The organism is Verrucomicrobiota bacterium, from assembly GCA_016871535.1.
Lineage (GTDB): Bacteria > Verrucomicrobiota > Verrucomicrobiia > Limisphaerales > SIBE01 > VHCZ01.
Map to the genome: position 1 here is coordinate 1 of VHCZ01000150.1, position 15564 is coordinate 15564.

The following is a 15564-nucleotide window of genomic DNA, read 5'->3' on the forward strand; positions in this document are numbered from 1 at the left end:
TCTCGGCGGACTGCGGCGAGAACCATCCGAATCGTTGACTTCGGATTGGCCGAAGCGGTTTTCGTGCCGCCGTCCTTGGGCGGAGTTTTCGCGATGCGCGGATGGATCCCCTCAGGCTAAGTGGTCCGTTTCGTAAATACGCTCACGTTCGCGGCAAGGGATTTTTCGGCCAGACGAGGCGCGAGCGACGAGCATATCCCGAAGTGGATCTGTAAGGAGCAAGCAACGAAGTCTGGCGAAAAAGAACTGCCGCCCTTCGGGTTGCGCCGAATTTTGCCTGGGGCTGCGTTGCTCCTCGGTCACAGCCCCACTGGCGGGGGATGCTCGCTCGTCGCGCCTTGCCCCAGGCCAAATTGGGCGCAACGAACGTGAGCGTATTTATGAAATGGACCACTAAGGTGGGGCGAGGCTCCTGCCGAGCCTCTGCCATCGAAGGAAAGCCCGGCAGGCGCCTCGCTTCACCGTCGTTAACTTTCGCGTTACCCACGGATCATTTCGCCAAAGCGCCGCAACTGGCGTCGGCAAAAAGTTCCATCCACCAGGGGCTTGAATCGACACACGCGGAAACTTTTGCCAGCGCGAAATCCGAAATTCGCCGAAGCCGGTCAAACTCTTCCATGCTCGGCAAATTTGCTCTTGGCCTGTAAATTCTCTCAGGCGACTTCTCCCCGCGCCAGACAGACGCGATGGCCGCTGTCGTTGGATCTCCAAGCAATGCTGCAATTGGGCGTGGATTTGCGCGTGCCAGCGTGGTTCCCGGAGTCAGTGAGGAGGAGACTGGCCTCGCGTGAAGACATTCGCGTGGATCAATGGCTTGCGTTGATCGGGCGCCCGGGGGAAGGAGCGCCGTGGCACGTCGCGTGCTTGGCACCAGTCGGCAAAAAGTTATGGTCAACGGACTTTTTACGCAGACAAATTATCAAGGGCTCAAAAAAATGCTCGACGCTACCGTTCTGCGTCACGAGGCCATTGCGAGCAACATGGCGAATTTGGAGACGCCAAACTATAAGCGGATCGACGTTGAATCCAATTTCGGCGAGGAACTAAGCCGAGCCGTGGCGGCGCGCGACGCGAGAGAAATCGCCCGCCTCCAGCCCCGGATTGTCATGGACAAAAACGCCGTGTCCCCCAACCGCGACGGCAATACGGTCCAGCTCGAAAAAGAGCTCGTCGCCATGCAGCAGAACACGCTGAATCACACAATGCAGACGCAGTTCCTCTCGTCGTCGTTGATGAAGCTGAGATCTGCGATCCAAGGACGTAACGCATGATGAAATTGATGCCAGGTCTTGATAGTTCTGTATCTGCTCTCCAGGCGGAGCGGGTGCGGCTCGAGGTGATTTCACAGAACATTGCGAATGCCAATGCGACCAAGTCCGCCGGCGGACAGCCGTATCAGCGGCAAGTCGTCCGCTTTGAAACGCTTCTTCAGGAAAAACTTGGCCAGGATTCCGAGGCCGTTCCGCAAGCGGTCAAAGTCGCTCGCATCATCAAAGACAGTCGCCCGCCCAACGAAGTTTACCAGCCTGGCCATCCCGATGCCGATCCATCCACTCATCTCGTGCGCTATCCCAACGTCAATATTCACGAGGAAATGGCGGACATGATCGCGTCCTCGCGGGCGTATGAAGCCAATCTGGCCGTGGTCAAAAACGCGCGAACGATGACCTTGCAGACTCTCGCGATCGGCCGACGCTAAACTTCCTGACACGCCCCCGGCATAAATGACACCCATTTCTCTGAACAACGCCTTCGCTGGCGGGCTTTCGTCGGAACTGATCAATCTTCGCTCTCAATCCCTGACCGGAAAAAGCAAGGGGATCGCGGCACCCGATATCCACGAACCGTCCGCTCTGCCGGTTCCAGGGACTCCAGCGCAGAGCCAGCCCGTGGCGGGGTTCGACAACGTCCTGGGCAAATTTGTCAACGAGGTCAACGCCAAGCAGATGGCCGCCGGCGACGCGGTCACGGGCGTTTTGAGCGGCCAAAACATTCCATTGCACCAGGCAATGATTGCGATGGAGGAGGCCAGCGTATCTTTTCAGCTCATGGTTGAAGTTCGGAACAAACTCCTGGAGGGGTATCAGGAGTTGATGCGGATGCAGATGTAATCCCAGCGGGATTCATCGCGTTCGTATGTGGGTGGCGGGGTTTTTATCCTAAACTTTTAAGTCATATTCGCAGATGCAGGCGCTAAAACTACTGGGCCAACAACTCAGCAAAATCTGGAGCCAACTTGGGATCAACCAGAAGGTTATCATTATCATTTCTGGCCTGGCCGTCCTGGTCGGGTTGGGCGGGCTGGTCTATTGGTCCAGCCGTCCCTCGTATGCGCTCTTGTTCGCCCGCCTGGACATCGCGGAGGCCGGGCGGATCATGACCGAACTGGACGCCCTGAATATCCCTTACGAGAGCAAGTCGGGCGGCAGTTCAATCTACGTTCACACGGACAAGGTACACTCCGTTCGCGCCCAGCTCGCCACCAAAGGCATGCCCAAGAGCGAGGGCGTTGGCTTTGAGATTTTCGACAAACCGGCGTTCGGAATGTCCGACTTCGTTCAGCAGGTCAACTACATGCGCGCTCTCGAAGGTGAGTTGGCCAGAACGATTGCCAAATTTGACGGCGTTGAGTCCGCCCAGGTCAAGATCGTGAAGCCGGAAAGCCGGCTCCTGGTCGATCCATCGAAGAAGCCCACCGCCGCCGTCTTCATCAAGCTGCGCGGCAACGTCCAGATCGAACAAACCACCGTAAATGCGATCCGCTTTCTGGTCGCAAACTCCGTCGAAGGACTGAAGGCGAACGGCGTCAGCGTGGTCGATAGCTCTGGCAACGTCCTTTCGGAAACCTCCGACGAAGGTTCGCTGATGTCCCTTGGCACCAGCATGTTGGCCTTCAAACGTAACGCAGAGAAATATCTGGAGGACAAGGTTAAAGGCATGTTGGATACGGTGCTTGGACCCAACCAGGCGACAGTCCGCGTCAGTGCCGAAATCAACAATGAGTCCCTCACCAAGGAGGACGAGTTTTTCGCTCCGAACGAGAAGGCTTTTCGCACTCAGAGCATCAAGGAGGACATCAGCAACACCATGTCTCCTCAGCCCGGGGGTGTTCCAGGTGTGACGACGAATGCAAGCACTGAGAGCGCCTCCAGCCAATTCCCTGTCCTGACCAACAGCGTCACCAAGAAAGATACGATGACGGACTATGCGATCAGCAGTTCCAGAACGAATCTGACAAAACACGCCGGTAACATCAGCAAACTCAGCGCCGCTGTGATGATCAACACCAATGGCAATCCGCTGTTTGCGAACGCGTCATCGAATCAAGTGGAAGAAACCACGCTGAAGTTGAAGCAAGCAGTGGCCAATGCCCTCGGAGAAGTCGGAACAGATTTGGCAGAGGTTAGGAACGTGTCGCTGACTCTCGTGAATTTCAATCGCGACCACGAGGTCAAACTCGAGGCGAAATTGGACAAAGAACAGCGGAAGGAACTCTACGTGAACGTCAGCCGTTGGGTGCTCTACGGCGTGCTGGGCTTGGCGGCGTTGATCGGGTTCTGGCGCTTGGTCCGCAGTTCGTCCGAGGAACTTCTCCCCACGGGCATTCCAGTCGGTCAGTTGGTTGGTGGCCAGTTGGTCTATGAGGCGCCGGCGGGTGTGTCCGGCATGGTCGCAGGCATGGCCATGCCATCGGGCGTTGCACAGACGGTTGCGGACCAGCAGGGCACTGAAGCTATCATGCCTGAAGAACAGGAAGTCGAAGAATTACAGGCCGCCAAGTCGAAATTGGTCATGGACTTCGGCCTTGGCCAGCAAGCGCCTGAACGGATTACGATTGAAGTTCTCAAACAGTTGATCCGCGAGAACCCGGCGAAGATGAGCCAGGCTGCACGAAGCTGGTTGAGCCGGAAGACGCAGGATACCGGACCAGTCTAGAAAGGCACTATGCCTCCCGATTTGCAGCGAGGAACGACACAGGGCTTTGAGGGCATGACTCACCTACAGAGGTTGGCCGCACTCTTGATCCTCCTGGGCGAAGACAGCGCCAGTATCCTCCTCAAGTACTTTGACGATAACGAGCGCGAACTGATCTCGGCAGAAATGGCCAATCTTCCGCTGATGAATTTGGAGCAGCAAACCGCTGTCCTAAAGGAATTTACGGAAATGGCGCTCCAGGCGAATGCGGCATTGGGTGGCTCAGTCGAGTACACCAAGGCGGTTCTCGAGAAATCGGTGGGCATGTTCAAAGCAGCGGAAATCATCGGGCGTGTTTCGACCCGCCGAACCTCCGTGGCGACGATGCAGCAAATCATCGATATGGAGCCGCTAGCCATCGTAAACCTGATCAAAGAAGAACAACCTCAGACGATTGCGCTCGTGATCAGCTACCTTAGCGCGCAGAAGGGCGCGGAAGTTTTGCTGAACCTTGCCGAACACCTGAGCGAACAGGTCGTTGAACGCCTGGCCACGCTCTCGTCCACGCCGATTGAAGTTGTCGAGACTGTCGGTGAAGTGCTTTCCAAGAAGATCGGGCCAAAGATTTCCCGGGCGTTGAACCAAACCGGCGGTGTTAAATCCGCGGCGGCGGTCCTCAACGTAATGGACAAGACCCATCGGCAGAACATCCTCAACAAACTCGACGAGCGCACGCCGGAGTTGGTGCGATCTATCCGCATGAAGATGTTCACGTTCGACGATCTGGCCGTGCTCGACAGCAAGGCTTTGCAGAAGATCTTGCGGGAAGTCGATGCCTCCAGGCTCGCCATCGCGCTCAGCGCGGCGAACGAGAATCTGCGCGGCGCGTTGCTCGGCGCCATTTCAAAGCGCGCGGCAGACACGGTAACGGACGAAATCTCGAACCTGGGCCGGATTACTCTTCGGGAAATCGAACAATCTCAAGACAGCATTATCGACATCGTTCGCAAGCTCGAAGCCGAAGGCGAGATCTCGCTCGATGTAGGCGGTCAGTAATCCTATTCGTATGGTCAACGTCGCTAACAACGTCTCGATTCTCGGCCATCTGCGGGATATCCGGCTGGCCAGCTTCAAACCGCGCCTGAGCAGCGGCAGCACGCAGGCTCAGGCTTCCCATCGCGCGGCTCCGGAGATCACCGAAGAAGATTTGCGTTCCCGCGAGCAGGCTGGCTTCGAGCGCGGACAGCGCGACGCCGAGGAGCGCTGCGCTCAAAAGATCGACGAACAGCGCCGCGAATGGGAGTCGGACCACCGCGCGGAAGTGGTCGGTTTTCTGGAGAACCTGAACAAAAACATTCAGGCGCAGGTCACGGAGATGTTCAAAACGCTGGAGAAGGACGTCATCATGCTTGCTGCCGAATCGGCCATCAAACTGACCTCGGTCATACCCATTTCGGCGGACATGGTGGAAGCCTACGTGCGGGAGGCCATGAACCTGGTCGAGCACGACACAGAGATCACCGTGGTCCTTCATCCTGAAGACCTTGCTCTGCTCGAACAACATCAGTCGTCGCTCTTGAACCGGGCAGGTGGCGCTTCGATTCTCAAGTTTCGTCCGGACGCCAAGATCAGCCGAGGCGGGTGCCTCGTGGAAACGAAGTTTGGCGAATTGGACGCACGCCGCGAGACCAAGATCGAGTTGTTGAAGAAGGCCGTTAACGAATGATCAAACTCGTCGAAGAGTTCGCTCCGGCGCCGACCCAGGTTCAGCAGGCGCGCACGCGCCTGCGGACCTCGTCCCTCGTCGAACGACACGGACGCGTGGCGCAGATGATCGGCCTGGTCGTCGAATCCCGCGGCCCAATGTCCGCGATGGGCGACATTTGCCGGATCGAGTCCTCCTCCAATCCCGATGGCGTGTTGGCGGAGGTTGTTGGCTTTCGAAACGAGAATTTGCTCCTGATGCCGCTGGGAGAATTGTCCGGAATTCATCCCGGCAGCCTGGTGATTGCGACTGGAGCACCGTTGCGCGTACCGGTTGGCGCGGAATTGAAAGGTCGTGTCATCGACGGATTGGGCCACCCGATCGATGGCGGCGACCCCATCCCTCGCATGGCGTTGGAGGAATTGAACCTCGCCCCTCCACACCCTCTTAAACGAGATCGAATCACTCATCAGTTTCAGACGGGTATTAAGGCCATCGACACCTTTGTGCCCTGCGGCCGGGGGCAACGCCTGGGAATCTTCTCCGGCAGCGGCGTCGGCAAATCGACGCTGCTCGGCACGATGGCAGGCCACGCGGAAGCGGACGTCAACGTCATCGCGTTGATTGGTGAGCGCGGACGCGAAGTGCGCGAGTTCTTGGAACGAGACCTGGATGAAGTCGGGCGCGGGAAGTCCGTAGTCGTCGTCGCGACTTCCAATCAGCCTTCGCTTGTTCGGATCAAGGCCGCTTTCCTCGCCATGACCATCGCGGAGTACTTCCGGGCGGAGGGAAAAAATGTCCTCCTGATGATGGACTCGGTGACGCGATTTGCCATGGCCCAGCGCGAAATCGGGCTGGCGGTCGGCGAACCGCCCACGACGCGCGGTTATACGCCCTCCGTGTTTGCCTTGTTGCCGCAACTGCTCGAACGGGCGGGCAATGACGACAACGGCTCGATCACGGGGTTGTTCTCCGTCCTGGTTGAAGCGGACGACATGAATGATCCGATCGCCGATGCGGTGCGGTCAATTCTCGACGGCCACTTGGTTTTGAGCCGCGAACTGGCGTCGTTGAATCACTACCCGGCGATTGATGTGCTGGAGAGCGTCAGCCGGTTGACCAGGGATTTGCTGACGCCTGAGCAGCTTGACCTGGTAGGACATTCGCGCGAAACCATGTCAATTTACCGGAAAAACCAGGATTTGATTACCATTGGCGCTTACGCCGCCGGCAGCAATGCCGTGATCGATCAAGCGATCCGCCTGCACGGTCCGTTGATGGATTTCTTGCGGCAGGGAGTCCGGGAATCGAAATCGGCTGCCGAAAGCTGGAAAATGTTGGGCAATGTCATGCAGCCGCCGCCACCGCCGCCCGTGGACAAAAAGCAACGAGGTCGCTGATGGACATGAATTTCCGTGAAAACCAGGGTAGGCGAGCCTGTCCTCAGCGAGCCGATCCGGACGTGTTCCAAGCACGTCGAGCGGCTCGCCGAGACGGACTCGCCCTACCCTGTTGGGGACGTCACTGTGGCGATTGAGGAGATATTGGGCGCGCCATGAAAGCATTTCGTTTTCCTTTGCAGGCTGTGCTGACGCTCCGAATGGATCGCGAGACGAAAGCATTGGAGGCGTTTGCCCAGGCTCAATCGGAGTTTGAGAAGATCGCCGCCCGATTCCGGCAGATTCAAGAGGAAATCGAAGGCGTGTTCGACCGCCGCCGCGCGACGCTGAAAACCACGGCCAGTTCGGAGGACATGCAGCAACTGCAGCAAGGCCTTAAAGCACTGCAAGAAACATCGCGCCATTGCCAGGCGGAATTGGAAAAGGCGAAGGCGATTCTCGAAGAAAAATCCCGAATTCTGCTCGAAGCCCGCCAGCAGCGGGAGATTGTGGAAAAGGTCCATCAGCGACAGTCGGCCCGGCACCAACTCCAGACCGCGCGGCAGGAACAAAGAATGCTTGACGATCTGGCGACCCTGAAATCCATCGGCGATTTCGCCTTGAAATGGAGGTAATTCAGGTATGACAAAACTTTTGACAAACAAATGGTTCGCCGCCGTGATTGGCGTGGTCGCATTCGCCATCACCATGGCGGTGATGTTGATCTTCCAGAAACCCGAAACGCAACCCGCGGCCCGCTCTGGGGATACCAACGCGGTTTCGACCGCCACCAATGCGGTCACGGAAGCCGCCGCGGGTGAGTCCCATGGCGAGAAAGCTCCTGGCGCAGCCGAAGACTCGCACAAGCCTTCCACTCCCGCCCCCAGCGCCACCGCCGCCTTTTCCGGCGCCATAGGGGAACCGGGGGCACTTTCGTTCAACAATCCGGACGTTAAGACTCTCCGAGACGAGCTTCGCCGCGAGAGAGCGGCTTTGCTGGCAAAAGAGCACCAGTTGCAGGAGTTTGCGCGTTTTCTGGCGCAACAAAAACAGGAGATCGGAGTGCTCACGCAAAAGGTGCTCGAAGCCAAAGCAGCCATGATGAAGGAGCTGACCAACCAGATGACCGTTCGATATACCAATGAGGAAGCTCGGGTGAGAGGTTTGGCCCAAGTCTATGCCGGAACCAATATGCCCCCGGCTTCAGCGGTTCAGATTCTTAACGGTATGGAAGTGGATGATATCGCGCGGCTCCTGTTTTTCATGGCCTACAAAGATCAGGCGGCCATCCTGGAGAATTTTGCCACGAACAGTCTCACCAAGGACACCGGCAAAGCCACTGAGATCAGCCAGAAGATTCGCAAACTCGGCGAGATGCCCAAGCTTCCAGGGACGAAATGAATATTCTTCCTGTCGATAAGACCAACCCAAACCAGAACGCGGAAAAGCTCCTGAACGGACTCGCCTCGGCTCCGTCGGGCGCTGACGCGTTTGCCGGTTCTTTTGAGTCGTTTTTGTCCAGCGCTTCGCCCGGAGCCCTCACGATTCAGACCGGAGGCAGTAACCAAAATCCGGGAGACCAGCCCGTGCCAGCCAACTCTTCTTCAAACGATTCGGCAGTCGTTTCGGCTTCTGCTCCGTCCCCAACATACGTGGCGACGACGGCTGGCAATAGCTCCGCCGGGAACACACCGGAGTCGATTGGTCAGCAGGGAACAGACGAGAGTCGCAGCCAGGACAAAAGCCAGGATCAGTCCGCCGCCAACGAGCTGGACGCAGCGCAGTCAGCCGGCGTTCAAGCAGTCCAGTCCATGTTGATGCTGGGCGCACCGTTGGCGCCATTGGCTGCTGTCAAAACCAAGGCTGGCTCGGCCGCGAATACAGCGCTTTCGGGCGTTGCCGCCGTGGGAGATTCGGATCAGCAGACCGCTCAACCTGGCCGGCCCATTCTGTCATTTCAAAAGCACTACCCCACGCTTGCTCCAGTTGGGACCACGGCGGGCCGCTCTGCTCAAGGTTCCGTGGCGCCGGAATACGCAAGTCAGGGAAGTGTCAAGCTCAACGGCCAATGGGATTTGGTTCCCTCTTCTGCGAACGACGGTGAGATAGGTGCGGTTTTGACAGCCCTTTCAAGCAAGGCCTTGGTTGAAGGAGAGGCAAAATCAGTTGCCGGCTCCACCGTGCCTGCCTCAGGTGGATTGAAGCCTCAGGTTCCGGACGGCGCGACCGGCTTGTTGTCCGAGGCGCCAAAGAATCTGCCAACCCTTTCCGCCCTTTCCTTCGCTAGCCCGATTCCATCTCAAGATTTGCAGCAAGCGATCAGTGCAAGCCCCGGAGATCAAAAGGTGATCGTCAGCAGCCAGCCGTCTATCGAAAACCTCGAAACCGAGTTGAACAGTTCGTCTGGCGTCCCGGAGAGACCGACAGGGAACATCCAGATACAGAGCGCTCAGCAAGTCGTTTCCAGGCAGACCGGCCCGGGCGCGCCGCCCGTGTTGTCCGCGACGGGCAATGGGCTTGCGCACGCGGCGAATTCTGACGGACCGCTTATCCAGCTTGTCTCTAAAGCCACCGATTCCACTCAGCCCGAAGCTAAGGCAGACAACCCCAACTCACAGACGACCGCGCATCATTCAGCAGCCCCGATCGTCAAGATCCCTTCTATTGCGCCGGCAAACAAGCTCGCCCACGCCAACGGGAACACTGCTGGCATTCCGAAAACTTCCGTCAACACCAACGTGCCAGGTGTCGAATCCTACGCAAACAGCGTGAGTGCCGTGAATCAGGTTTACGCGGGCACTGCGCCTCTTCAGGCCGACCCGGGAGCGGTCGCGGCCACCAGCCCGATTCCATCTCAGGATTTGCAGAAAGCGATCACCCATCCGCACCACGCGACGCGTTCTGCCGCGCGCCATGGCGACCGCATCAACTTGGGCGTTACGCCGAAGGACAGCGCGCCGGCGGACGAATCATCCGGGCCGCAGATTTCCAAAACCGCAGTTTCGCAAGCGTCAGTTGCCGCGCAGCCTTCAGCCTTTCCCGCACCCGGTGTTCCTGGAAGCCTTGCGGTGACCGCGAGAACGAACGGTGAAGCCCGCGCTCTCAACTCTCACCTCAAGCCGCTCCCAACTGAGCCCTTTGATTGTGCGCTTGAAACCGTGGATCAACGACCTCTCAACTCTCGACTCAAGCCGCTCCCAACTGAGCCCGCAGTGGCCGCGGAAGTTCAAAGTGGTTTTCCACGGTTCACGTCTCCGACTCGTGAAACCCACGGCAATCCGGCCTTGAATCTGGCGGCAAGCAACCCGGCAACCATCCAGACTGCGGCAAAACCTGCATCGCTTGGCGCTCTGCAGGCCGAAGGGCCGGCCGACCCGAACACGACAGGCTTGCAGGCTTTCACACGCTTTCCTGGACTGGCGCCGCTTGCAGGCGTCAGCTCAAGCGAAGCCGTTGTAGCCGGTGCTCACACAGCCAACCCGAATCCGCCTGGCCAATCTGGGGCACCTCAGCCATCAGGTGACGCACCGAGAACTCCGGAACAATTGACGGCGGCTGCCGCTCAGACGGAACCGGAGGTCACGGCGGAGAAGGCGACCAGGAATGAATTACCCGCCAAAGCACACGCAATTTCCGAACGCTTGCCAGCGGCCGATTCCGTGAAGGTCGTGCAAGTGGATTTGACTTCCGGCGGCTCCGTCGCGAAACCGGAGATTCGGTTTCCGAAGCTGAACCGGTCGTCGGACCGTGGCGGCATAGGAGATGCTCAACACCCTGAGCACATGGTTTCGACCAAAGATTACGAGCCTCGCACTGAGCTGGCCGGGAAAAATCTGCCGAACTCAGGCAGAAATGACAGCCCTTCCCGGGACGGAGTTCGAGCTTTGGCCGCGAATGAACTGAATCGGGCGCGGGTGGACTCGTCCGCAGAACGGATGGCTGATTTGGCGATTTCGGCGAAAACCTGGCTCGATAATGCGGAACAGGCCCGCGCCCTGGAGGGGAGCCATGCTTCGGCTCGCGCGGAAGCGCATCTCCACGCCAGATTGACCGAGAGAATCTGGTCCGCCGTCGAGACGTTCCGGTCCACAGGCGCGAACGATTGGGTCGTGCGAATTCGTCCGGATCAAGAGACGGAACTGAATCTTCGCTTGAAGATGCAGGAAAACCAACTGGTCATCCACGCGAAGCTGGAAAACGGAAACTGGGAAACGCTCGCGCCGAGTTGGCGCGATTTGCAGGCGCACTTGGCCAATCGCGGGATTCAATTGCAGCCGCTGGAAAACAGCGGCGACCGAAGCGGCTGGTCGCAGAATTTCAATCCGATGAACTCGGAACCGCAGAACCAAAATCCCCGCCACCACGCGGGCGATGAGGGAAGAAACTTCCAGGATTTCCGGGAACTGGACTTTCGATTTGGGCAGGAAGTTCCGGAGCGCAAGAAACCGCAGCCGGCAGCGAAACCCGTGAAGTCCGGCAACGGCTGGGAAAGCTGGGCCTAACGTATGATCGCGCCAACTTCAGATGTATTGACCAAAACCGTTTCGGCCGGAGCGGCGGAAGCCGTCACGAAGCAGCAGCTTCGCATCCCGTCGAAGATTCTGGACCAGGAGGATTTTTTGAAGTTGCTGGTCACGCAATTGGCCAATCAAGACCCGCTGGCGCCCCAGACGGACACCGCGTTCATCGCGCAGATGGCGCAGTTCACGAGCCTGGAGCAGACCAAAGGGATGACGGCGGACATTGCGCAGATGAGATCCCAGCAGAAGATTTTGCAGGCCATGTCGCTTTTGGATCGGGAAGTCGTCGTTCAATCGGAGAAGACCGGCGTGGCGAAGGGCATCGTGAAGGGTTTCGACATGGAAGGGAGCGATCCAAAACTGATCATTGGCGAAGATCGATACGACCTGGACGACATTCTGACTATCCGTTTGGCGAACCACAATTAGCAGTTAACCTCAACACGAAACCGAGATTATGCTTCGAGCACTCAACACTGGCATCACGGGAATCCGGCAATTCCAAACGAACCTCGACACCATCGGCAACAATTTGGCCAACGTGAGCACGATCGGCTACAAAGCCGGCCGGGTGGAATTTGCAGACACGCTCAATCAAACACTCCGCGCGGGAACTCCCGACGCCGGAGCCAGCCGTTCCGGCACGGCCTCGGTGCAGGTCGGCAACGGCGTTGAGGTCTCCTCCGTGCGAAACTTGTTTACTCAGGGTGCGATCACGCAGACCGGAGTCACAACCGACATGGCAATCAGCGGCGAAGGATTTTTCATTGTAAAAAGCTCCTCCGGTGAATTCTTCGCGACACGTGCCGGTAGCTTCCGGGTAGATTCCAGCGGGTTCCTGGTGACGGATCAGGGTTTTCGGGTTCAGGGCTTCAGTGCGGCGACAGCAGCAGTGGGCACAGCCTATGCGGACACGGACTCACAAGGAGATATCAAGCTGGATAAGCCGACAACTTTGCCCACGGGACTCGGCACCGGTGCCGCCACCGCCGGTGTCCAAAACATCAGCATCGATGGGAGCGGAAACATCAACATGCTCCTGAGTGACGGCAGTCAATTCGTTCGCGGCAAGATTCTGTTGCAGAGATTCTCGAATCCGAACGCGCTGCTCAAGCAGGGAAATAGCCTTTTCAGCGGCTTGACCGTGTCTGGGCCATTGACCACGCCGACCGCCACAAATGCCTTCGGCGCGACTCCCACGACAAACTCTGCGACGAGCAACGGCCTGGGCCGCATCGAAAGCGGTGCGTTGGAAATGTCGAATGTTGACATTGCGCGCGAGTTTTCCAATATGATCACGACTCAACGCGCGTTCCAGGCGAACGCCCGGGTGGTCACGACAAGCGACAATATTTTGCAGGAAATCGTCCAGTTGGTCAGATAACAGCTTAAAGTATGGCTGATGCGCCTGAACAAGCACCTGCGCCTGCTGATGGAACTGGCGGTGGCGGCGAAGGGGGGCAACCGGCCCAAGCCGCTCCAGCCGGCGGCGGCGAAGGGGGGCAACCGGCCCAAGCCGCTCCAGCCGGCAAGGGAGGCCTCGCCTCCTATTTGCCGCTGATCATTGTGTTGGTTCTGACTCCGCTGCTGGCCATCGGCACTATTCAGTTGAAGTCCTGGTTGGACAAGAAGAAGGCTTCTGCGCCACCCGAAGAACACGAGGCGGCGGCGAATGAAAAGGAGCATGCCCCAGCGAAAGCGGAGAATTCCCATGGCGGAGGAGGACATGGAGCGAAGGAAAAAGGGGCTAAGAAACCAAAAGCCACGGGGCGAAATACAAAACTGCCGGTGCCGTTGACTCGCGATGCCGTGGCCTATCATCCGGGAGACGACACGAAGGAAGGCGATTCTCCCAAATACGTGCTGCTCGACCTGAAGGGCGAACCGCGAGACGAGGCGAAGTCGGACAAGATTGTCGTGAACCTCGCGGGCACGAGTGCGACGCGGTTCGCCGTGGCGCGCCTGTCGTTGCTGGGCGAGCATCAGGAGTTGGTCGAGCGCGTGAATTTCAATCGAGAGCGGTTGCTGGACGTTGCTTCGGGCACGCTCTCCAGCCTCACGCTGGACGACGTGGAAAAGCCGGGGTTCAGGAATCTTTTGCGGCAACAGTTGGTGGCGCTGTTCAACGACATTATGGGCCGCGGCACGATCCAGGAAGTCATCATCACAGAGTTTATCGTTCAATAGAACATGGCATGGCTCGCGTTGGTTCATCATCTCCCGTCCAAACTGCGGCTTCGGCGCCCACGGTGCAAGCCGTGCAGGTGTTCACGTTTCGCGGCGTCAAAACCTCGCTCCCCTCGGATCGGGTAAGGAATTTTGCCTTCGGCCAGTCTGCGGCGCTTTCTTCGAGCGAGCTGCACCGGTTCAAATCCCACAACGAATCCATCATTCGGGGTGTTGGCGCGCGTTTGTCGCTCTTCCTGCGCATTGAATTCACCCTGGAACTGCTTTCGCTGGACACGGTGACGCTGCCCAAATTCGTCGATAGCGCGCCGCCGCCGCGCCACATGATTCTTTTCAAGATCGATCCGTCGTTGCGCGGCATTGGCGTGCTGGATGTGCCGCCGCCGCTGGCGCTGTCGGTGGCGGATCGAATGTTGGGCGGCAAAGGATTCTCGGTCAACCCGAACCGCCCCCTTCGCGAAGTCGAGATTGCGCTGGTCAATCAAATGGCGCAGATCGCGCTCAACGAATGGTGCTCGGCCTGGAAGAGCGGGGATCATCTGAAAGCCACTCTCCTGGGCCATGAGAGCAATCCGCGCTTTCTCCAGATCGGCGAGGCCGACGAGAGCTTCTTCATGCTCAAGATGGAGGCGGGCATTGGCGATTGCATTGAGCAGATGCTGATGGTCATGCCGGTGAAGATGGTCGAACCGCTGATTCGCCACCTCTCAATCGAAGTCGATACCGTGAAGAAGGAAACGCGGGAAATCTCGGTGCCGCGATGGAATTCGGGATTCGACGAGATCAAGATTCCGCTGACGGCTGAGTGGCGGGAGCTGGAAATCAAGACGCGTGACCTGCTGAATTTTCAAGTGGGCGACATCGTTCCGCTCGATTCGAGTCAACTGAACCAGGTTCAGGTTTGCCTGGCGGGCATCCCGAAGTACCTCGGCCGGTTGGGGAGTTCGGGAAACAAAGGCGCCGTTGAAGTGACCGGCATTCTGTCCTCCTAGCCCTCTGACAACTTATGAGCACGACCGCCGAAAACATTCCGAGTCTGGAGTTCCTCCTGGATGTGCCCATCAAACTGACGGTCGAGCTGGGCGGTTGCCAGATCTCCATGCGGGATCTGTTGCAGTTGAACGTCGGCTCCGTCGTCCAGTTGGACAAGTCGGCCAACGCGTCCGTGGACCTTTACGTGAACCAAAAACTGGTGGCTCGCGGAGAAGTCGTCGTGGTGGAAGACAATTTTGGGATTAAGATTACCGAGATCATGTCCAAAACCGCGGGAACATGAAAGCCCATTGTCGGTGTTTCGGTCTGAGCGCGTGGCTGATCTTATCCCTGACCGTTGCTGCTCCCGCCGCGGTTGTTGACACAAATGCCCCATCCCAATTCTCGTCCGGTTCGGGGGATTTTCTGGAGCGGTTCGTCCAGATGCTGGGGGCGTTCATTTTTGTCGTTTCTGTTTTCATTCTCGGTGCTTGGCTATTCAAGCGCTCCCGTTTTTTTACGCTGTACAAAGGCAGTTCGAGCCAGTTGCAGGTTCTGGAAAACCGGTCGCTCGGCTATCGAAACAGCCTCTGGGTCGTGGGCTACAATCAACAACGCTTTCTTCTCGCGACTTCAGCCACCGGTGTCAGCTTGTTGGCCGAATTGCCCGAGGCGCTGCCGGCTGCCGAAACCGCCCCAGAGCGATCCAGTTTCGCGGATCAATTGAAGGCCGCCCAGGAACCCAAGGCGTGAAAACTCTCAGAGCGTGTCCGAAAATTGCGCGGGGTCCTGCGGCGAGGGATTTTGGCTGTGGCCAAGGCGGCGAGGTCCGAGCATCCCCAACGCGGGCTGTAAGGACCGAGCCAACGCAGGCCACGGACAAAAG

The 15564-nt window shown here is 58.2% G+C and carries 16 protein-coding genes; all 16 read left to right on the forward strand.

The genetic code is table 11. The features are described from left to right. The first annotated feature begins 809 nt into the window (after positions 1 to 809). The 16 genes from flgB (at position 810) to FJ398_17955 (ending at position 15431) form a co-directional block, all read left to right on the forward strand. Positions 810 to 1271 (forward strand): flagellar basal body rod protein FlgB, encoded by a 462-nt coding sequence (gene flgB, locus FJ398_17880; GenBank protein ID MBM3839800.1) that lies wholly within the window; start codon positions 810 to 812, stop codon positions 1269 to 1271. Beyond that, positions 1271 to 1699 (forward strand): flagellar basal body rod protein FlgC, encoded by a 429-nt coding sequence (flgC, locus tag FJ398_17885; GenBank protein ID MBM3839801.1) that lies wholly within the window; start codon positions 1271 to 1273, stop codon positions 1697 to 1699. The genes flgB and flgC overlap by 1 nt, the downstream gene beginning before the upstream one ends. A gap of 25 nt (positions 1700 to 1724) precedes the next feature. Further along, positions 1725 to 2111 (forward strand): flagellar hook-basal body complex protein FliE, encoded by a 387-nt coding sequence (gene fliE / locus FJ398_17890; protein ID MBM3839802.1) that lies wholly within the window; start codon positions 1725 to 1727, stop codon positions 2109 to 2111. Positions 2112 to 2184: 73 nt separating this feature from the next. Further along, entirely contained in the window at positions 2185 to 3936 is a 1752-nt protein-coding gene (fliF, locus tag FJ398_17895; protein ID MBM3839803.1) for a flagellar M-ring protein FliF, read from the forward strand. Positions 3937 to 3945: 9 nt separating this feature from the next. Beyond that, positions 3946 to 4971, forward strand: a complete 1026-nt coding sequence (fliG, locus tag FJ398_17900) for a flagellar motor switch protein FliG (protein MBM3839804.1) — start codon at positions 3946 to 3948, stop codon at positions 4969 to 4971. A gap of 10 nt (positions 4972 to 4981) precedes the next feature. Further along, positions 4982 to 5641, forward strand: coding sequence for a hypothetical protein (locus FJ398_17905; protein MBM3839805.1), 660 nt, complete (start codon positions 4982 to 4984; stop codon positions 5639 to 5641). Next, positions 5638 to 7020 carry a FliI/YscN family ATPase gene (locus tag FJ398_17910; protein ID MBM3839806.1) on the forward strand — a complete coding sequence of 461 codons (1383 nt, stop codon included), beginning with the start codon at positions 5638 to 5640 and terminating at the stop codon, positions 7018 to 7020. Before FJ398_17905 ends, FJ398_17910 begins: the two co-directional genes overlap by 4 nt. A 155-nt stretch (positions 7021 to 7175) precedes the next feature. Next, positions 7176 to 7634 (forward strand): flagellar export protein FliJ, encoded by a 459-nt coding sequence (gene fliJ, locus FJ398_17915; GenBank protein MBM3839807.1) that lies wholly within the window; start codon positions 7176 to 7178, stop codon positions 7632 to 7634. Positions 7635 to 7641: 7 nt separating this feature from the next. Further along, complete coding sequence (locus tag FJ398_17920; protein MBM3839808.1) at positions 7642 to 8400, forward strand: hypothetical protein; 759 nt, start codon at positions 7642 to 7644, stop codon at positions 8398 to 8400. Between the two features lie 779 nt (positions 8401 to 9179). Further along, positions 9180 to 11501 carry a hypothetical protein gene (locus FJ398_17925; protein MBM3839809.1) on the forward strand — a complete coding sequence of 774 codons (2322 nt, stop codon included), beginning with the start codon at positions 9180 to 9182 and terminating at the stop codon, positions 11499 to 11501. Positions 11502 to 11504: 3 nt separating this feature from the next. After that, the gene (locus FJ398_17930; GenBank protein ID MBM3839810.1) at positions 11505 to 11948 is read left to right on the forward strand and encodes a hypothetical protein; all 444 of its coding nucleotides are present in this window, start codon (positions 11505 to 11507) and stop codon (positions 11946 to 11948) included. A gap of 28 nt (positions 11949 to 11976) precedes the next feature. Beyond that, positions 11977 to 12903, forward strand: a complete 927-nt coding sequence (locus tag FJ398_17935; GenBank protein MBM3839811.1) for a flagellar hook-basal body complex protein — start codon at positions 11977 to 11979, stop codon at positions 12901 to 12903. Positions 12904 to 12914: 11 nt separating this feature from the next. Continuing rightward, positions 12915 to 13706, forward strand: coding sequence for a flagellar basal body-associated FliL family protein (locus FJ398_17940; GenBank protein MBM3839812.1), 792 nt, complete (start codon positions 12915 to 12917; stop codon positions 13704 to 13706). 8 nt (positions 13707 to 13714) lie between these two features. Further along, positions 13715 to 14698 carry a hypothetical protein gene (locus FJ398_17945; protein MBM3839813.1) on the forward strand — a complete coding sequence of 328 codons (984 nt, stop codon included), beginning with the start codon at positions 13715 to 13717 and terminating at the stop codon, positions 14696 to 14698. A 14-nt stretch (positions 14699 to 14712) separates the two neighbouring features. Further along, positions 14713 to 14982 (forward strand): flagellar motor switch protein FliN, encoded by a 270-nt coding sequence (gene fliN, locus FJ398_17950; protein ID MBM3839814.1) that lies wholly within the window; start codon positions 14713 to 14715, stop codon positions 14980 to 14982. Then, positions 14979 to 15431, forward strand: coding sequence for a hypothetical protein (locus FJ398_17955; GenBank protein ID MBM3839815.1), 453 nt, complete (start codon positions 14979 to 14981; stop codon positions 15429 to 15431). Before fliN ends, FJ398_17955 begins: the two co-directional genes overlap by 4 nt. Positions 15432 to 15564: the final 133 nt, after the last annotated feature.